This window comes from Stenotrophomonas sp. AR029 (assembly GCF_047520695.2).
Taxonomy (GTDB): Bacteria; Pseudomonadota; Gammaproteobacteria; order Xanthomonadales; family Xanthomonadaceae; genus Stenotrophomonas; species Stenotrophomonas sepilia.
The window spans coordinates 332,660-349,993 of the sequence record NZ_JAXBQQ020000001.1 but is presented as its reverse complement, the minus strand read 5'-3'; the positions used below and the strand labels follow the sequence as shown (position 1 = coordinate 349,993).

General features: G+C 67.1%; 15 protein-coding genes and 2 tRNA genes. 8 read left to right on the top strand and 9 right to left on the bottom strand.

Translation table 11 applies throughout. The features are described from left to right. Positions 1 to 62: 62 nt before the first annotated feature. From ACM0PB_RS01660 to ACM0PB_RS01625, 8 genes are all read left to right on the top strand, one after another. On the top strand, positions 63 to 1,151 hold the full coding sequence (locus ACM0PB_RS01660) for an acetylornithine deacetylase (RefSeq protein ID WP_329844022.1): 1,089 nt from the start codon (positions 63 to 65) through the stop codon (positions 1,149 to 1,151). 76 nt (positions 1,152 to 1,227) lie between these two features. Further along, positions 1,228 to 2,556: an acetylglutamate kinase gene (locus ACM0PB_RS01655; protein WP_065178251.1), complete on the top strand. Its 1,329-nt coding sequence runs from the start codon at positions 1,228 to 1,230 to the stop codon at positions 2,554 to 2,556. 3 nt (positions 2,557 to 2,559) lie between these two features. Then, positions 2,560 to 3,162, top strand: a complete 603-nt coding sequence (locus ACM0PB_RS01650) for a GNAT family N-acetyltransferase (RefSeq protein WP_065186041.1) — start codon at positions 2,560 to 2,562, stop codon at positions 3,160 to 3,162. Then, on the top strand, positions 3,159 to 4,112 hold the full coding sequence (gene argC / locus ACM0PB_RS01645; protein ID WP_065178253.1) for an N-acetyl-gamma-glutamyl-phosphate reductase: 954 nt from the start codon (positions 3,159 to 3,161) through the stop codon (positions 4,110 to 4,112). Before ACM0PB_RS01650 ends, argC begins: the two co-directional genes overlap by 4 nt. A 20-nt stretch (positions 4,113 to 4,132) precedes the next feature. Further along, the gene (gene argH / locus ACM0PB_RS01640; RefSeq protein WP_065178254.1) at positions 4,133 to 5,428 is read left to right on the top strand and encodes an argininosuccinate lyase; all 1,296 of its coding nucleotides are present in this window, start codon (positions 4,133 to 4,135) and stop codon (positions 5,426 to 5,428) included. Continuing rightward, positions 5,428 to 5,691 (top strand): YciI family protein, encoded by a 264-nt coding sequence (locus ACM0PB_RS01635; RefSeq protein ID WP_065178255.1) that lies wholly within the window; start codon positions 5,428 to 5,430, stop codon positions 5,689 to 5,691. The genes argH and ACM0PB_RS01635 overlap by 1 nt, the downstream gene beginning before the upstream one ends. A gap of 11 nt (positions 5,692 to 5,702) precedes the next feature. Continuing rightward, complete coding sequence (gene proB, locus ACM0PB_RS01630; RefSeq protein ID WP_065186042.1) at positions 5,703 to 6,860, top strand: glutamate 5-kinase; 1,158 nt, start codon at positions 5,703 to 5,705, stop codon at positions 6,858 to 6,860. Beyond that, positions 6,857 to 8,128, top strand: coding sequence for a glutamate-5-semialdehyde dehydrogenase (locus ACM0PB_RS01625; protein ID WP_065178257.1), 1,272 nt, complete (start codon positions 6,857 to 6,859; stop codon positions 8,126 to 8,128). The genes proB and ACM0PB_RS01625 overlap by 4 nt, the downstream gene beginning before the upstream one ends. 113 nt (positions 8,129 to 8,241) lie before the next feature. Here the strand turns inward: ACM0PB_RS01625 and pgaD are convergent, their stop codons facing one another. The 9 genes from pgaD to cydB form a co-directional block, all read right to left on the bottom strand. Continuing rightward, positions 8,242 to 8,712, bottom strand: coding sequence for a poly-beta-1,6-N-acetyl-D-glucosamine biosynthesis protein PgaD (gene pgaD, locus ACM0PB_RS01620; protein WP_065186043.1), 471 nt, complete (start codon positions 8,710 to 8,712; stop codon positions 8,242 to 8,244). After that, positions 8,709 to 9,965, bottom strand: coding sequence for a poly-beta-1,6-N-acetyl-D-glucosamine synthase (gene pgaC, locus ACM0PB_RS01615; protein ID WP_065186044.1), 1,257 nt, complete (start codon positions 9,963 to 9,965; stop codon positions 8,709 to 8,711). Before pgaC ends, pgaD begins: the two co-directional genes overlap by 4 nt. Before the next feature lies 1 nt (position 9,966). Further along, positions 9,967 to 11,853: a poly-beta-1,6-N-acetyl-D-glucosamine N-deacetylase PgaB gene (pgaB, locus tag ACM0PB_RS01610; protein WP_414604887.1), complete on the bottom strand. Its 1,887-nt coding sequence runs from the start codon at positions 11,851 to 11,853 to the stop codon at positions 9,967 to 9,969. Position 11,854: 1 nt separating this feature from the next. Then, complete coding sequence (gene pgaA / locus ACM0PB_RS01605) at positions 11,855 to 13,882, bottom strand: poly-beta-1,6 N-acetyl-D-glucosamine export porin PgaA (RefSeq protein WP_414604886.1); 2,028 nt, start codon at positions 13,880 to 13,882, stop codon at positions 11,855 to 11,857. Between the two features lie 342 nt (positions 13,883 to 14,224). Further along, a complete protein-coding gene (locus tag ACM0PB_RS01600) occupies positions 14,225 to 15,430 on the bottom strand; it encodes a CynX/NimT family MFS transporter (protein WP_065178262.1) in 1,206 nt (401 codons plus the stop codon). A 224-nt stretch (positions 15,431 to 15,654) separates the two neighbouring features. Next, positions 15,655 to 15,731 (bottom strand) — tRNA-Pro (locus tag ACM0PB_RS01595). Positions 15,732 to 15,871: 140 nt separating this feature from the next. Next, positions 15,872 to 15,948 (bottom strand) — tRNA-Pro (locus ACM0PB_RS01590). Positions 15,949 to 16,003: 55 nt separating this feature from the next. Further along, positions 16,004 to 16,120 (bottom strand): cytochrome bd-I oxidase subunit CydX, encoded by a 117-nt coding sequence (gene cydX / locus ACM0PB_RS01585; RefSeq protein ID WP_005410354.1) that lies wholly within the window; start codon positions 16,118 to 16,120, stop codon positions 16,004 to 16,006. Positions 16,121 to 16,173: 53 nt separating this feature from the next. After that, the gene (gene cydB, locus ACM0PB_RS01580; protein ID WP_414604726.1) at positions 16,174 to 17,325 is read right to left on the bottom strand and encodes a cytochrome d ubiquinol oxidase subunit II; all 1,152 of its coding nucleotides are present in this window, start codon (positions 17,323 to 17,325) and stop codon (positions 16,174 to 16,176) included. Positions 17,326 to 17,334: the final 9 nt, after the last annotated feature.

Genomic DNA, 17,334 nt, shown 5'->3' with positions numbered 1-17,334 from the left:
CCCCCCCCCCCCCCCCCCCCCCCCCCCACTACCGATTTCGAACCCTACGGATATTCAGACACATGCTTGAACAGACGCTCGATCACCTGCAGGCCCTGGTGTCCTTCGACACCCGCAACCCGCCGCGTGCGATCACCACCGGTGGCATCTTCGATTACCTGCGCGCGAACCTGCCCGGCTTCAACGTCGAGGTGATCGACCATGGCGCGGGTGCGGTCAGCCTGTACGCCGTGCGTGGGACGCCGAAGTACCTGTTCAACGTGCATCTGGATACCGTCCCGGACTCGCCGCACTGGAGTGCCGATCCGCATGTGATGCGCCGCCTGGACGACCGTGTGGTCGGCCTGGGCGTGTGTGACATCAAGGGCGCCGCCGCTGCACTGGTGGCGGCCGCCAACGCCAGCGATGGCGACGCCGCGTTCCTGTTCTCCAGCGACGAGGAAGCCAACGACCCGCGCTGCATCGCTGCATTCCTGGCCCGTGGCCTGCCGTATGAAGCCGTACTCGTGGCCGAACCGACCATGAGCGAAGCAGTGCTGGCGCACCGTGGCATCAGTTCGGTGCTGATGCAGTTCGCCGGTCGGGCAGGGCACGCCTCGGGCAAGCAGGATGCGGCCGCCAGCGCATTGCACCAGGCCATGCGCTGGGGAAACCGCGCGCTGGATCATGTGGAATCGCTGGCTTCGGCGCGCTTTGGCGGACTGACCGGACTGCGCTTCAATATCGGCCGCGTCGAAGGCGGCATCAAGGCCAACATGATCGCACCGGCTGCTGAGGTGCGCTTCGGGTTCCGCCCGCTGCCGTCGATGGACATCGATGGCCTGCTGGCGACCTTCGCCGGTTTCGCCGAGCCGGAAGCCGCCGTTTTCACCGAGACGTTCCGTGGTCCCAGCCTGCCCGCCGGTGACATTGCCGAAGCTGAGAACCGCCGCCTGCTGGCGCGCGACGTGGCCGATGCGCTGGAGCTGACGATCGGCAATGCGGTGGATTTCTGGACCGAGGCGTCGCTGTTCTCGGCCGCTGGCTACACCACCCTGGTGTTCGGCCCGGGTGACATCGCCCAGGCCCACACCGCCGATGAGTTCGTGACGCTGGACCAGCTGCAGCGCTACACCGACGCCGTGCATCGGATCATCACCGCCGGCGCCTGATCGACCCCACAACGCCGCCATGCCCCGGGCATGGCGGAACTGCAACGCGGCGACCGCCGCCTGTGACGAAACCGAAATGTCTCCTGCCCTCCAGCCCCACCGCCAGACCCGCCAGACCATCGTGCGCCTGCTTTCCAGCATGGCCAGCGCGAAGGAGATCAGCCAGTACCTCAAGCGCTTTTCGCAGCTGGATGCCAAGCGCTTCGCCGTGGTCAAGGTCGGCGGCGCGGTGCTGCGCGACGATCTCGACGCGCTGACCTCTTCGCTGTCGTTCCTGCAGGAAGTCGGGCTGACCCCGATCGTGCTGCACGGCGCCGGCCCGCAGCTGGATGCCGAGCTGTCGGCGGCCGGCATCGAGAAGCAGACCGTGAACGGCCTGCGCGTGACTTCGCCGGAAGCATTGGCGATCGTGCGCCGGGTGTTCCAGCAGTCCAACCTGCGCCTGGTCGAGGCGCTGCAGCAGAACGGCGCACGTGCCACCTCGATCACCGGTGGCGTGTTCGAGGCCGAGTACCTGGACGTGGACACCTACGGCCTGGTCGGCGAGGTGAAGAAGGTCAACCTGGCACCGATCGAGGCCAGCCTGCGTGCCGGCTCGATCCCGGTCATCACCAGCCTGGGTGAAACCGCCGGTGGCCAGATCCTCAACGTCAACGCCGACTTCGCCGCCAACGAGCTGGTGCAGGAGCTGCAGCCGTACAAGATCATCTTCCTGACCGGCACCGGTGGCCTGCTGGACGAGGCGGGCAACGTGATCGATTCGATCAACCTGTCCACCGAATACGACCACCTGATCGCGCAGCCGTGGATCCACGGTGGCATGAAGGTGAAGATCGAACAGATCAAGGACCTGCTCGACCGCCTGCCGCTGGAATCGTCGGTGTCGATCACGCGTCCGGCCGACCTGGCCAAGGAACTGTTCACCCACAAGGGCTCGGGCACGCTGGTGCGCAAGGGTGAGAAAGTACTGCGCGCCACCGCCTGGAGCGAGCTCGACCTGCCGCGGCTGAAGGGCCTGATCGAATCCAGCTTCGGCCGCACCCTGGTGCCGGACTACTTCGAAAAGACCAGGCTGCTGCGTGCCTATGTCAGCGAGAACTACCGCACTGCGGTGATCCTCACCGACGAGGCCGAAGGCGTGTACCTGGACAAGTTCGCCGTGCTCGACGACGCGCAGGGCGAAGGCCTGGGCCGCGCGGTCTGGAACGTGATGCTGGAGGAGACCCCGCAGCTGTTCTGGCGCTCGCGCCACGGCAACCCGATCAACCACTTCTACTACGCCGAGTCCGATGGCTGCTACAAGCAGGACCATTGGAAAGTGTTCTGGTTCGGCGCCGATGGCATCGACCGGATCAAGACCTATGTCGATCATTGCGCGCAGCGCGCACCGAGCCTGCAGGGCTGAGCGATGACCAATCCTGACGTTTGGAACACGGTGCCTACCCTGCGCGGCCAGCACGTGGCGCTGCAGCCGCTGCAGCTTGAGCATGTCCCCGGCCTGCGCGCTGCCCTCGAAGGCAGCGGCCTGGACCAGCTCTGGTACACCCAGGTGCCGTCACCGCAGCAGGTCGAGCACTATGTACAGGCCGCGCTGCAGGCGCACGCCGAAGGCAAGGTGCTGCCGTTCGTGATCCGCGACGCCGCCGGTGACATCATCGGCAGCACGCGCTTCTACGACATGGATGCCAGCGTGCCCAAGCTCAGCCTCGGCTACACCTGGTACACGCCGCGCGTGCAGCGCACCGGCGCCAACACCGAGGCCAAGCTGTTGCTGCTGCAGCACGCCTTCGAGGCCATGGGCTGCATCAGCGTGGTGCTGGAAACCAGCTGGTTCAACGTCACCTCGCGCACCGCCATCGCCCGCCTCGGCGCCAAGCAGGATGGCGTGCTGCGCAACCACAAGCGGCACGCCGACGGCACGCCGCGCGACACCGTCATCTTCTCCATCATCGATGCGGAATGGCAGGGCGTGAAGCGCCACCTGCAGTACCGCCTGGACAGTCACGCATGAACGATTCGACCTTCACCCTGGGCATCGTCGGTGCCCGCGGCCATACCGGCGCCGAGCTGATCAAGCTGGTGGCCGCCCACCCGCGGCTGAAGCTGGCTTTCGTCTCCTCGCGCGAGCGCGCCGGGCAGCGCCTGTCCGACCACCACCCGGAATTCCAGGGCGAGCTGCAGTACGAAAACCTGGACGCCGATGCGGTGGCGGCCAAGGGCGTGGACGCGGTGATCCTGGCCCTGCCCAACGGCCTGGCCGCGCCGTTCGTGGCTGCGCTTGAAACCGCGAAGCCGGACACCGTCATCGTCGACCTCTCGGCCGACTACCGTTTCGACAACAGCTGGTACTACGGCCTGCCGGAGCTGACCCGCGGCCGGTACAACGGCCAGAAGCACATCAGCAACCCGGGCTGCTATGCCACCGCGATGCAGCTGGCGGTGCATCCGCTGCTGGACCTGCTGGCGGGTCCGCCGCAGTGCTTCGGTGTCTCCGGCTACTCCGGTGCCGGTACTACGCCGTCGGACAAGAACAACGTCGAACTGCTGGCCGACAACCTGATGCCCTACGCGCTGACCAACCACGTGCACGAGCGCGAGGTGTCCGTACAGCTGGGCGTGGCGGTCGAGTTCATGCCACACGTCGCGCCGCACTTCCGTGGCATCACGCTGACCGCCAACCTGTGGCTGAACCGCGTGCAGACCCGTGAGCAGATCGTCGAGCGCTTCCAGCAGGCCTATGCCGGTGAACCCTTGATCGAAGTGCTGGACGAAGCGCCGTGGGTCAGCCGCATCGCCGGCCGCCACGGTGCCCAGGTCGGTGGCTTCACGCTCGCGCCGGGCGGCAAGCGCGTGGTCGTGGTGGCGACGCTGGACAACCTGCTGAAGGGCGCGGCCACCCAGGCCATGCAGAATCTCAACCTCGCGCTGGGCATCGACGAACTGACGTCGATCCCGCACTGAACACGCATTCCGGAGCCCCCATGGCAGACCTTCTTTGGCAGAAGCCCGGCGTCGCCGTCGACGCCCAGATCCAGACCTTCCTCGCCGGCGACGACGTGATCCTCGACCGCGAGTTCTTCCTGCATGACATCGCTGCCAGCGCCGCGCATGCGCAGGGCCTGCAGCACATCGGCATCCTCAGTGCCGATGAGCTTGCCGGACTTCTGCGCGAACTGGAGATCCTGGCGCAGGACTTCCGCGAAGGCCGCTTCGTGCTGGATACGCAGTACGAGGATGGCCACTCGGCGATCGAGGCGCGCCTGACCGAACGCCTTGGTGATGCGGGTCGCAAGATCCACACCGGCCGCAGCCGCAACGACCAGATCCTGGTCGCCACGCGCCTGTGGCTGAAGGAGAAGCTGCAGCGCGTTGCCCAGCTCAGCACCGAAGTGGCAAAGGTCGCGCTGGACCGCGCGCAGGCCGAGAAGGACCTGCCGATTCCCGGTTACACCCACATCCAGCGTGCCGTGGTGTCCTCGGCCGGCATGTGGTGGGCGGGCTGGGCCGAGGCCTTCATCGACAACGCCATCCGCGCCCGTGACACCCATGCACTGGTCGATGCCAATCCGCTCGGCACCGCCGCCGGCTACGGCGTGAACCTGCCGCTGGACCGCAAGCACACCACCGCCGCGCTGGGCTTCGCGCGCATGCAGATCTCGCCGATCTACGCGCAGCTGTCGCGTGGCAAGTTCGAGCTGGCTGCACTGGAAGCGCTCGGTGGCGCCACGCTGGACCTGCGCCGCATTGCGTGGGACCTGTCGCTGTTCACCAGCGCCGAGTTCGGCTTCGTCGCGCTGCCGGCGCAGTACACCACCGGCAGTTCGATCATGCCCAACAAGCGCAATCCGGATGTGATCGAGCTGATGCGCGCCACCCACGCCAGCGTCGCCGCTGCGCGCACCGAGATCGAGCAGCTGCTGTCGCTGCCGTCCGGCTACCATCGCGACCTGCAGTCGTCCAAGGGTGCCATCTTCCACGGCTTCGGCCGTGGCCTGGCCGCGCTGGAGCTGCTGCCGGCGCTGCTGGCCAACCTGGAATGGCGCGACGACAGGCTGCGTGCGGCGATCGATTCGGGCATGTATGCCACCGACGTGGCGGTGGAAGCGGCCGTGGCCGGTGTGCCGTTCCGCGAGGCCTACAAGGCGGCTGCGGCCGGTGCCGACAGTGCAGGGCAGGGACGCACGCCGGAAGGCAGCCTGGCTGCGCGTGTATCGCCGGGCTCGGCCGCTGACCTGCGCCTGGACGAACTTCGCGCGCGCTGGCAGGCGTTGTCCTGATGGCGGCCACGGTGTATCTGGTGCTGGCGATGCGCCGGCCGGACTTCAACGATGCAGCGGTGCAGCCGCATCGTGATTTCCTCGATGCGTTGCAGGCGCAGGGCAAGCTGCAGCTGACCGGTGGCTTCGCCGATGGCAGCGGTGGCGCCTACGTGCTGTGCAACGTGGACAGCCTGGCGCAGGCGCGGGCCATCGTCGCCACCGATCCACTGGTGACGATGCAGGCCTCCGACCTGACCGTGCACGAATGGAACACCCGCTGAGAGCCTGACCGATGATCCAGCACGCTGCCCTTGTCGCCTCGCCGTTCCCCGAACAGGTGCTGCCGCCGTGGCGGCGTGCGGTGCTCAAGGTCGGCAGCAGCCTGCTGGCAGCCGATGGCGGCGGCCTGTCGCCACGCCACGCGCTGGGCCTGGCGCAGTTCGTCTCGGCCAATCTCCTGGCCGGGCGCGAGGTGGTGATCGTATCTTCCGGCGCGGTCGCTGCCGGGCGCGCAATCCTGCCGCGCGCCGATGAACCGGGCGCGGCGATGGCGGCGCGGCAGGCCCTGGCCGCGCTCGGCCAGGCCCAGCTGATCGGGCTCTGGCAGCGCTTCTTCGAGCGCCCGGTGGCGCAGGTGCTGCTGACCCACGACGACCTGCGCAACCGCCGCCGCTACCTCAATGCACGCGCCACGTTGAGTGAACTGTTGCGCCTGGGCGCATTGCCGGTGGTCAACGAGAACGACACCGTGTCGGTGGATGAGCTCAAGCTCGGCGACAACGACAACCTGGCTGCCACCGTGGCGGCGCTGGTCGACGCCGATGCGCTGTTCATCGCCACCGACATCGATGGCCTGTACAGCGCCGACCCGCGCACCGTGGCCGATGCGCGGCCGTTGCACGACGTGCCGGAACTGGGTGACGAGGTGCTGGCGATGGCGGGCGGCGCCGGCTCGCGCGCCGGTACCGGCGGCATGCGCACCAAGCTGGAGGCGGCGGCGAAGGCCGGACGCCTGGGCATCGAAACCTATCTGTTCAATGGCCGCAGCGGTGACGTGGTGCGCGCGCTGGCGCAGGACCGCCTGTTCGGCACCCGCATCCATGCCGCACGCAGCCGCGAGGCCGCCCGCAAGCACTGGCTGCGGCATGCACCGCTGGCCGAGGGTGTGATCGTCATCGATGCCGGTGCGGCACAGGCGATGCGCGAGAAGGGCGCCTCGCTGCTGCCCGGTGGCATCACCGGTGCAGAGGGCGTGTTCCGCCGTGGCGACATGGTGCAGGTGTGCTGGAACGCGCCGCAGGGCCGTGTCTGCGTCGCGCGCGGCGTCAGCCAGTACGCGGCCGATGATGTGCGCCGGATCGCCGGCCGCCATTCGCGCGACATCGAGGCCGTGCTCGGCTACAACTACGGCGGCAGCGTCGTCCATCGCGACGATCTGGTGCTGCCATGACCGGTTTGAAGGACACACCGATGAGCGAGATCGAAGCGCAGGCGCGTGCCTGCCGTGATGCGGCGCAGATCGTTGCCGGCCTCGACGGCGCGGCACGACGCACGCTGCTGCTGGCGATGGCGCAGGCGCTGGAAGTGAATGCAGGGTTGATCCTGGCCGGCAATGCACGTGACCTCGCCGCCGCGCGCGAGAAGGGCGTGGGCAGCGCCATGCTCGATCGTCTGGCACTGGACCCGCCGCGCCTGTTCGCGATGGCCGAAGCCGTGCGCGAAGTGGCCGGATTGCCAGATCCTGTCGGCGAGGTCACCCGCGATGACGTGCGCCCGAATGGCATCCGCGTGCAGAAGGTGCGCGTGCCGCTGGGCGTGATCGCGATGATCTACGAGGCGCGCCCGAACGTGACCGCCGAAGCCGCGGCGCTGTGCCTGAAGGCGGGTAACGGCGTGATCCTGCGCGGTGGTTCCGAGGCAATTCACTCCAACACCGCGATCGCGCAGGCACTCGCCGGTGCATTGAAGGCCAATGGCGTGCCGCCGGCCGCCGTGACCGTGCTGACCGACCTGCGCCGCGAGGCGATGCTGGAACTGCTGCAGCTGCATGAGCTGATCGACCTGGCGATTCCACGGGGTGGCGAAGGCCTGATCCGTTTCGTTGCCGAGCATGCGCGGGTACCGGTGATCAAGCACTACAAGGGTGTCTGTCATCTGTTCGTGGATGCCAGCGCCGACCTGGGCAAGGCTATCGACCTGCTGGTGGATGGCAAGTGCAGCCGGCCAGCCGCCTGCAATTCGCTGGAGACACTGCTGGTACACCGTGACGTAGCCGATTCCTTCCTGCCGCGCGTGGCGCAGGCGCTTGGCCAGCGTGGCGTTCAGCTGCGCGCCGATGCGCAGGCGCAGCCGCTGCTGCCGGGCAGCACGGCGGCGACCGAGGAGGACTACGCCGCCGAGTTCCTCGACCTTGTGCTGGCCGTGCGCGTGGTGGACGACCTCGATGCGGCCATCGCGCACATCCGCCGCTATACCTCCGACCACACCGAAGTGATCGCGACCGCAGACGCCGACCATGCCGAGCGCTTCGTCACTGCGCTGCGCTCGGCGGTGGTGATGGTCAATGCCTCATCGCGCTTCTCCGATGGTGGCCAGCTGGGCCTGGGCAGCGAAATCGGCATTTCCACCACGCGCCTGCATGCCTATGGCCCGATGGGTCTGGAAGCGCTCACCGTCGAACGTTTCGTGGTGCGTGGCGAAGGGCAGACGCGCACATAAGTGGAACCACGCCATGCGTGGGTGTTCTTCGCGGCAGACCCCGGTGCCGACCATGATCGGCACCCACCAGGCACAAGCGCCGACCAGGGTCGGCACCCCACCGGGTTGTCGGGCTACACCACCTCGCGGCGGATGCCGACCGGACGTGCGTGATCATCCATGTGCAACGTGGCGGCCTTGCAGCCCATCAGGCGTTCGGCCAGCCCCGTGCTGGCACCCAGATCGGCGGCCACTTCGTTGAGGCTGGCCAGTGGCCGCGGCAGGCGGCGTTCGTGGCCACGGAAGCGGGCGCGGTTGTACTCGGCCCAGCCGATCAGCAGCACGCTGGCGCCCAGCAGCATCAGTGGCAATGCCACCAGCACGTAGGGATCGAACTGGCTTTGCCGTTCGTACAGCTGCTGCCAGGCCAGCTGGCCGCCAACCAACCACGAGAACAGGGTCACCAGGGGCGCCCACAGGTAGAAGTAGAAGCCCCAGAACGCCAGGGTGACGAATCCCCAGGCGGTGCGCTGGAAGCGCGGCTGGCGGTGTGGCTTGCGGATCATCCGTGAGTCGAAGCGGTTGGACGGGCGTTGCGCGTTCATCGGATCCCCCGGTCAGGGCTGGTCCAGGTGGCGCGCTTGCTGCGACGGCGCAGCAGTGTCTTCGGCAACGCCACCAGGGTGGTGGAAAGGCTGATCAGCCAGTACGCCATCGGGTACCAGATGACCCAGAAATAGTTGCGTCCAATCTGTGTTTCGTAACGTCGGTCGATGATCAGGCTGCTGGCGAACTGCAGCAGGCAGACCAGCGCCAGGATCACGCCATGCCACTGCGGCAGCAGGCTGGCGATATGCAGCTGCGGCGGCAGCTCGACGAACTTGCCCAGTGCCCACAGCAGCACGATGAACAACATGGTGTAGGCCCAGATCACGCTCAGCACGTACTCCAGAAGCACGCCCCACATGCGCCGCTCTTTCCAGTGCAGCAGCGAGCGCGCGTGGCGCAGCATCACCTCCACGCCGCCCTGGGCCCAGCGCAGGCGCTGCCGCCACAGGCCCTTGAGGGTCTCCGGCATCAGGATGAAGCACAGCGCATTGGGTTCGTAGCGGATGTCCCAGTGCGCGCGCTGCAGGCGCCAGCTGATGTCGATGTCCTCGGTCACCATGTCATCCGACCACCAGCCGACCTGATGCAGGGCGGTACGGCGGAAGCCGGCGATCACCCCGGAGATGGTGAAGATGCGCCCGTATACGCGCTGCGCGCGCTTGATCATGCCGATGATCGACGAAAACTCGGCCACCTGCAGGCGTCCGAGCAAGGTGGAGCGGTTGCGGATGCGCGGGTTGCCGGTGACCGCACCGACCCGGTTGCCGCTGACCAGGTGCCAGATCATCCAGTGCAGCGCATGTTCCTCCAGCATTGCATCGCCGTCGATGCACACCAGGTACTCCGAGCGAGCGGCCAGTGCGCCCATGCGCAGCGCATTGGCCTTGCCCAGGTTACGATCCAGGTGCAATACGCGCAGCCGCGGGTGCCTTGCCGCCAGCACATCCAGCCGCGCGCCGGTGTCATCGCTGCTGCCATCATCGATGGCGATCACTTCGTAGTCGGCGGGGTAACGCTGGGCCAGCGCCGCAGTGAGTGTGTCATCCAGATTCTCTGCCTCGTTGTGGCAGGGCACCAGCAGGCTCGCGAAGGGGGGATCGACCATCAATGGAGGGTCGTTGCGCGGGCGCGAGTGGCGTTCGCGCCGGTAGTAGTAGTAGAGGCCGCCGGACATCCAGAAGAACGCCATCACCATCGGGTAGTAGAAAGCGAACTGGAACAGGACCTGCAGCAGCGGATGCATGTCCATGTCACTTCTCCGGGTACGGGAAGGTGCCGGCGGACATCGCCGCGCGGGCATCGCGGGTGGAGGGCTGGTCGGCGATGAAATCGTCCGGGTACCAGGCGAAGTGGTGCACGCCCTGTGCCTGCAACTGGCGGATCTGTGCGCGCAGGCGCTCGGCGGGAATCGGTTGCCCGTTGCGCCAATCGACGGTCTGCAGCTCGAACAGGGTGTGCTGCAGCTGCGGGTCGTGTGCGCGTACTGCGGCCAGCAGCTGGTCCAGCCAGCGCTCGGGGTGCTTGCTGCCTTCCATCCACGGCATCGCCATCAGCGCGGTCTGGTCATAGGCCTTGTTGAACAGGTCCAGGCGCTGCGCGAACCAGGCCTCGCTCTGCGGGCGGAGTACCGGCTCAGCGTACAGGTTGCGCACGGTGGCCAGTTTCGGGCGCCAGCGTTGCGCGCTGTCGCGCAGCGCCAGGGTGAAGCTGATCAGCGCCTGCGTGCGCGCACTGCCATCGCCGCCGGCTGCCAGTGCCGGCAGCTCGGTGTCGCGCAGGTAGCCGTCGTCATGGAACAGCAGGCCTTCAAAGTAGGAATTGACCGCCAGATCCTCGTAGATGTCGAGCATGATCTGGCGGGCCTTCGGGTTGGTGAAGTCGAGCCGGTACATGCCGTCGGCATCGCCGTTGCGGATCGCCAGCGCCTCGCGCTGCGCCGGGTCGGGCAGCTCGAAGCCAAGCACCGGCAGCCATGCGTAGACCTTCACGCCGGCGCGGGATTTCAGTTGCCAGGCGACGCGGCTGAACAGGTCCGCCCGCATCGGCATGTGACGGTTGGGGAAGTACAGTGCATCGGCCGTGTTGTTGCCGTCCGGATCGGCGAACGCCTGCAGGTAGACGTGCGTCGGCGCGATGCGCTTGACCCGTTCGACCAGCGCATCGAGGTTGCGTGCCTGCTGCGCCGGGTCAGCGTCGTAGACATCATCCAGGTCGATCTGCAGGGCACGGATGCCATCGAGCGCGACATCGCGGCGCAGCTCGTAGGCCAGGCCTTCCACGGTCGGGTTGTCGCTGACCAGGAAACGCGCCAGGCCATGCAGGTCGCTGGCCACCGGCGTGCTGCGGCCCTCCAGATCGAAGGACACCGGCATGCCCAGCTGTTCGGCGATGTCGTTGCTCAACTGGTTGTAGGCCGCGTACGGCCAGACGATGGCGCGCGGGCGCACGCCCAGGTGCTGCTCGATGCGCTGCACGCTGCGCGCGAGGTCGGTGCGCAGGCGCTGCCCATACTGCGCTTCAGTCTCGTAGCTGTGCGTGGCCGGGCTGTAGATGCGGGTGACCACGGCGGGCGTGGAATTGCCCTGTGGATTGGCGAGCACGCCGTGGTGCAGGTCGTCGGTGTGGCTGGCCACTTCGATCAGGCCGCTGTCGTGCATCTGCTTCAGCTGCGCCCAGGTGACGAAGTCATCGCGGCCGAACGGCCGGTACCCGTAGTCGATGGTGCGTCCCGGAGCCATGTCCACGTAGTCGGTGATTACCGCCACCAGTGCCGGGTAGCGGTAGGCCTGCAGCAATGGGAAGGCCTTGTCGTAGACGCTGCGCAGGCCGTCATCGAAGGTCAGCAGCACAGGCTTGGGCGGCAGCGTGGCCCGCCCCTGCGAGGCATCGATCACCTGCGACAGCGAGACCGGGTGATAACCATGCGCGCCGAGCCAGTCCAGGTGTGCGGCGAAGTTCTGCGTGCTCACCGCATAGGTATCGGCATCGCCCTTGGCCGCGACCTGGTCGCGGATGTCGTGGTAGCTGAGGATCAGCAGGCCATTGTCGATCGCATCGAGATGCGCGGCCTGCTGCGCGAACGCCGGCGGCATGGCGGCCAGCAGCAGGAGCACGATCAGTCGCAGGAAGCAGGCCATGTCAGTCTCCCCAGCGCAGTGCGGCTTCGAAGCCGATATGACGCTCGCGGTGGCCGTCGTAGACCGGCCGCGACCAGCGCACGCCGTATTCGAGCACGCGGCCCGGGCCCAGCTGCCACTCGTGCATGTAGGACACCGTCGGCACCAGCGCACTGCCGAACCCGTCCTGCCAGTAGTCACCCAGCGAGACGGTCAGCCGGTGCCGGAAGTGGCGCTCGTAGTGGCGCCACAGCTGCTGGTCGATGCGCAGGCCGATCTCGACCATGCGGTCGCGCTTCGGATTGAAGTAGGGCGCGTCGTCGCGGCTGCCGCGGCTGGTATAGGCACTGGCCAGGCCATCGAGCAGCCAGCGCGGGCGGATCAACAGGCGCTGTTCAATGCTGGTGCTGAACAGTTCGCGATGGTTGCCGTCGTCGTAGCGGAAGCGGCTGGCACCGAGCATCCAATGGGTGAGCTCGCTGCGCCGGTAGTCCACCTGTGCGCTCACGCTGTCGGCGGTGATGCCGGCCGCGCGCGCCTGCATCGAGGCGTCTGGATCATTGCGCGCGGCCACCAGGCCGGCGTGCCAGTAATCGTTGAACTGCCAGCCGACGCCGACCCGCAGGCCGGTATCGCCGATGTGGTCGTTGGCGCGCAGGACGGCCGCTTCCGCATCCAGCTGCCCGAAGCGGTAGCGCACGCCCGCACCCAGCCACAGGGGATCGATGCGCTGGTCCTGGAAATCGGTCGAGCGCCGGTCGGCCAGGGCGAACAACCGCCAGCGGTCATCAAGGATCGGTGTCTCCACTTCCACACCATAGTGGCGATCGTTGTTGCCCAGTGGCGAGGTGCCACCGCCACCGGAGCTGCGGCCGATGTCGGTCCATGCCTTCAGCTGCCAGCCGCGATGCGCACGCCAGGCCTGGTCCATGCGTTCGACAGCCGGTTGGGTGGGATAGCGTGCGACCAGGTCATCGTGCAGCGGCCGCGCCAGGTCGTCGCGCTGCAGGGCGACGTAGGCCTCTTCCATGCCCAGTCGCGGTTCGATGTCACGCGGGTCCAGCGCGTGTGCCATCTGCTGCCGCTGCAGCGCCCTGCGTGGCCAGCCGCGCATCATGTAGACGCTGCCCAGCGCACTCTGCAGGCCTCCGTTGCCGGGTGCGATGTCCACCATCGACTCCAGGTCGTGCTGCGCGGTGACCAGGTCGCCGCTGTAAGCGCGCACCATTGCCAGGTTGAGATCGGCCTCGTAGCGTGACCAGTTCGCGTACGGTGATTTGCGGTTGCTCCAGCGCCACGCCGGCTCCTTGTCGCGCCATGCCTGTAGCAGGTCGATCGCTTTTTCCTGCTGCTCGCTTTCCAGGTAGGCGTAGGCCAGTTCCGAATGCGAGGCGTCGCGCGCCGGATCGCCAGCGACGGCTGCCTGCAGTACCGGAATGGCTTCTTCCGGGTGCAGGGTGCCCATCAACGAATCGCCCACGGCAGGCAGCACGTAGTCGGGCAGGGTGTGGCCTTCGGCCTGCAGGGCTCGTGCTTCCTCGCGGACCTGCGCATGGCGGCCCAGCCGGTTGAGCAGGATCAGCCGGTCCATGCGGATGCGCAGTGGGGCCTGCGAGGGTGGGGTGCCTTCGCCGCCGACGTAGCGCTGCATGCGCGCCAGGGTCGACTCGGCTTCTTCCAGGCGGCTGTCCTCGCTGCTGCTGTAGGCCAGGCTCCAGACCACGAGTTTGGCCAGGTAGTCGCCTTCCAGGCGCTGCTTCTGGGCGTCGTCGAACAGCTGCGGCCGCTGCTGGTACAGCTCCCAGGCGCGCCAGGCATTGCCGATGTCGCCCAGGGTCAGCACGCGCAGCTTGAACAGCAGATCGTCGTTGGGCTGCTGCTGGCTGGCGCGCTCGATTGCGCCGAGCGCATCCAGCCAGCGGGCCTGGTCGCGGTAGCGGGCGATCTCGGCCAGGGCCGCGTCGCGGTCGGTCGGAGCGGCGCCGCTGGCCCAGGCCAGAGCGGCGCATGCGAGGCCGACGCAGAGCGCCAGCCGGCGGTGGACGACCATTGGGGACCCCCTTGGCTTCCGAACCAGACAACCTGCGAAAATGTGACGCAAGTCACATGCCAGTATTTGGCGTGGCCGTGGCCCGCGTCACTCCCTTCGTGCGTTCCCGCCCATTGAAGACGGATACAACCCGGACAGCGACCTGCAATGTCTTGTCTGAAACGAGAGTCCCCCGCACACCGAGTGGTGGCCTGGGCGGCGCTGCCGCCCCCATGCCCGATGCCGGCACGCGGCAAGGAAGGGCATTCGTGGGCACTATCCGCCCGGAATTGTCAGTTCGGCGTCAAGATTGCCCGGTGTCTGACGAGCGGTAGGCGGGGCCGTCTGGCGGCCCCGGCCGGGCTACCAGAGATCTTCCAGCTTGCGGGGCTTGCAGGCGACCCACGAGGCGCACAGCATCAGGGTGGCGCAGCCGAACAGGAAGCTGAACGGGAGCGTCCAGCCATTGCTGACGGTATGCAGCCAGCCGACCAGGAACGGGCCCAGGCAGCTGAAGCTGTAGCCCACGCCCTGCATGAAGCCCGACAGCGCGGCCGAGCCGGCCGGGGTGCGGGTGCGCAGGTTGATCAGGGTCAGCGCCAGCGGGAAGGTGGACGGGCCGACGCCGAGCAGGCAGGCCCACAGCAGGGGAGCCTTCATCGGCGCCAGCAGCAGCCCGGTGAAGGCGATCACGAACGAGAAGAAGCCGATCAGCACCAGCGGGAACGGGTTCTGCATGCGTACCGCCATCGACGGAATGACCAGTGACGGCAGCAGGCCCAGTGCCGAGAACACCGCTACCATCACGCCACCGAATGCAGGCGTGCCACCGGCCTCGACCACGATGCGCGGCAGCCAGGTGAACATCGAATAGGTCATCAGTGAGGTCATGCCGAACATCAGCGTCATGCTCCAGCCCAGCGACGTGCGCCAGACCTTTCCGTGCGGCTGCGCGGTGGGATCGGCGGCGTCGGCCAGCGGCTTCGGTGCGCGCCTGGCCAGCACCAGCCACGGCAGCGCGGCGGCCAGTGCAAGCAGCGCCCACATGCCCAGCGACACGCGCCAGCCTGCAGCGTTGGCCACCGGTACTGCCAGTAGCGCCGGCAGCATCGTGCCCAGCTGCAGCACGCTGATGTAGAGCGTGCTCATGGTGCCGACCTTGTTGGCGAAGTAACGCTTCACCAGCGGCGGCACCACCACGTTGCCGATGCCCATGCCGGCCAGCGCGATTACCGAGCCCAGCAGCAGCGTGCCGACGTTGCCGGCGCTGGAGCGCAGCAGCAGGCCGGCCATCGCCATCAGCATTGCCAGCAGCGTAGTGCGTTCCAGACCCAGGCGCCGCGCCAGTGCCGGCGTGGCCACGCCGAACAGCGCGAACGAGGCGGTCGGCAGCATGCCCAGTACGCCGGTCATGGTGGTACCGAAGCCGAACTGCTGGCCGAGCACGTCCAGCAGGGGCGTGATCGACGTTACTGCGGTGCGCAGGTTGATCGCTGCCAGCAGGATGGCGGCGAAAGCCAGCACGCGCCCGTGCAGCAGCGACGGCGAATCGGAAGTGGAGGAACTCATCGGTGGTCCTTGCAGGTGTCGCACGCCGCGGCAATGGCATGCAGCGCCGGCATCGGTCTACGCCGAAGCGGCAGGTGGGGGAGTGGTGGCTGCAGGTGGGCCGGCAGCGCGGCCATTGTACGTGTGCGCTCCGGCAAGGTCCCGTCATGCGGGCGGCCTGGCGCCGGGTACAAAAAAACCCGGAGGACAGTGATGTCTTCCAGGCTTCTTGGTGACCACCGAAGTGGTCGGGGAGACAGGATTCGAACCTGCGACCTCTACGTCCCGAACGTAGCGCTCTACCAGACTGAGCTACACCCCGAAGGGAGCCGCCTATTCTAGCGATTCACCCCGATGGCGGCAAGGGGTGAATGCTGTTTTCTTCACACTGCCGAAGCAGTGCCACCTCAGGGAACAAAAAAGCCTGGATGACTTCACCAGGCTTCAATGCGACCACGTGAGTGGTCGGGGAGACAGGATTCGAACCTGCGACCTCTACGTCCCGAACGTAGCGCTCTACCAGACTGAGCTACACCCCGAAGGAGCCGCCTAAGATACCGTGTGAAGGCCAGGGCGGCAAGGTTTTTTTACAGCTCAGCGACGATTTTCTTTCTCGATGCGGTTCTGCTCGCGGGCTTCGAACCACATGCCGTTGAGGATGGCCACCGTCGAGGCGAGGCCGGCACCGAGAATCCAGGCGAAGTACCACATGGTCAATCTCCTTTGTTCAAGAGTGTGCCGACCGTCGGCCGGCACACCGGCAATCAGTAGGCGTTCGGGTTGTTGCCCATCTCTTCGGTGGTGGTCTTGCCCTTCAGCACGCGGTACACCCAGGTGGTGTAGACGAGGATGATCGGCAGGAACACCGCCGTGGCCAGCAGCATGATCCACAGGGTCAGGTGGCTGGACGAGGCATCCCACACGGTCAGGCTGGAGGTGGGCTGGCTCGAGGACGGCAGCAGGAACGGGAAGATGGCGAAGCCGACGGTCAGGATGATGCCGGCGATGGCCGCACCGGAGGCGATGAAGGCCAGGCCACCACGACGGGCACGCAGCAGCACCGCACTGGCCAGCAGACCCGCCAGGCCGAGCAGCGGGGCCAGGATCGTGGCCGGCATCGCGCTGTAGTTGCGCATCCAGCCACCGGCGGCGCCGAGTTCGGCGGTCTTCAGCAGCGGATTGGTGGCGCCATCGGTAACCACCTGCGAGGTGATCTGGTAACCCGGCAGGCCGAAGGCCACCCAGGCGCCACCCACTGCGAACAGCACGAAGGCGATGATTGCCGCGATGCTGCCGAAGCGGGCCGCACGCTCGGCCACCGGGCCGTCGGTCTTGATCACCAGCATGGCCGCACCGTGGGCGACCAGCATCGACACGCTGAGCAGGCCGGCCAGCAGCGCGAAGGGCATCAGCAGGCCGAAGAACGAGCCGGTGTAGAAGATGCGCATGCTGTCATCGAAATGGAACGGAACGCCCAACAGCACGTTGCCCACGGCCACGCCCATGATCAGTGCGGGAATGAAGCCACCAATGAACAGCGCCCAGTCCCAGGTGTTGCGCCAGCGTTCGCTGGGCATCTTGCTGCGGAACTTGAAGCCGACCGGACGCAGGATCAGGGCGAACAGGATCACGAACATCGCCAGGTAGAACCCGGAGAAGCTGACCGCATACAGCGGAGGCCAGGCGGCGAAGATCGCGCCGCCACCCAGGATCAGCCACACCTGGTTGCCTTCCCAGACCGGGCCGATGGTGTTGATCACCCGGCGGCGCTCGGCATCAGTGCGGGCGACGAAGGGCAGCAGGGTGCCCACGCCCAGGTCGAAACCATCCATCACGGCGAAGCCGATCAGCAGGATGCCGAGCAGCAGCCACCAGATCACGCGCAGCGTGGTGTAGTCCAGAAGAATGAAATCCATCTTGGTTCT

Excerpts from the sequence above, each read along its gene's own strand:
- ACM0PB_RS01660 (WP_329844022.1), top strand. The coding sequence starts at position 63 with ATGCTTGAACAGACGCTCGATCACCTGCAGGCCCTGGTGTCCTTCGAC.
- ACM0PB_RS01655 (WP_065178251.1), top strand. The coding sequence starts at position 1,228 with ATGTCTCCTGCCCTCCAGCCCCACCGCCAGACCCGCCAGACCATCGTG.
- ACM0PB_RS01650 (WP_065186041.1), top strand. The coding sequence starts at position 2,560 with ATGACCAATCCTGACGTTTGGAACACGGTGCCTACCCTGCGCGGCCAG.
- argC (WP_065178253.1), top strand. The coding sequence starts at position 3,159 with ATGAACGATTCGACCTTCACCCTGGGCATCGTCGGTGCCCGCGGCCAT.
- argH (WP_065178254.1), top strand. The coding sequence starts at position 4,133 with ATGGCAGACCTTCTTTGGCAGAAGCCCGGCGTCGCCGTCGACGCCCAG.
- ACM0PB_RS01635 (WP_065178255.1), top strand. The coding sequence starts at position 5,428 with ATGGCGGCCACGGTGTATCTGGTGCTGGCGATGCGCCGGCCGGACTTC.
- proB (WP_065186042.1), top strand. The coding sequence starts at position 5,703 with ATGATCCAGCACGCTGCCCTTGTCGCCTCGCCGTTCCCCGAACAGGTG.
- ACM0PB_RS01625 (WP_065178257.1), top strand. The coding sequence starts at position 6,857 with ATGACCGGTTTGAAGGACACACCGATGAGCGAGATCGAAGCGCAGGCG.
- pgaD (WP_065186043.1), bottom strand. The coding sequence starts at position 8,712 with ATGAACGCGCAACGCCCGTCCAACCGCTTCGACTCACGGATGATCCGC.
- pgaC (WP_065186044.1), bottom strand. The coding sequence starts at position 9,965 with ATGGACATGCATCCGCTGCTGCAGGTCCTGTTCCAGTTCGCTTTCTAC.
- pgaB (WP_414604887.1), bottom strand. The coding sequence starts at position 11,853 with ATGGCCTGCTTCCTGCGACTGATCGTGCTCCTGCTGCTGGCCGCCATG.
- pgaA (WP_414604886.1), bottom strand. The coding sequence starts at position 13,882 with ATGGTCGTCCACCGCCGGCTGGCGCTCTGCGTCGGCCTCGCATGCGCC.
- ACM0PB_RS01600 (WP_065178262.1), bottom strand. The coding sequence starts at position 15,430 with ATGAGTTCCTCCACTTCCGATTCGCCGTCGCTGCTGCACGGGCGCGTG.
- cydX (WP_005410354.1), bottom strand. The coding sequence starts at position 16,120 with ATGTGGTACTTCGCCTGGATTCTCGGTGCCGGCCTCGCCTCGACGGTG.
- cydB (WP_414604726.1), bottom strand. The coding sequence starts at position 17,325 with ATGGATTTCATTCTTCTGGACTACACCACGCTGCGCGTGATCTGGTGG.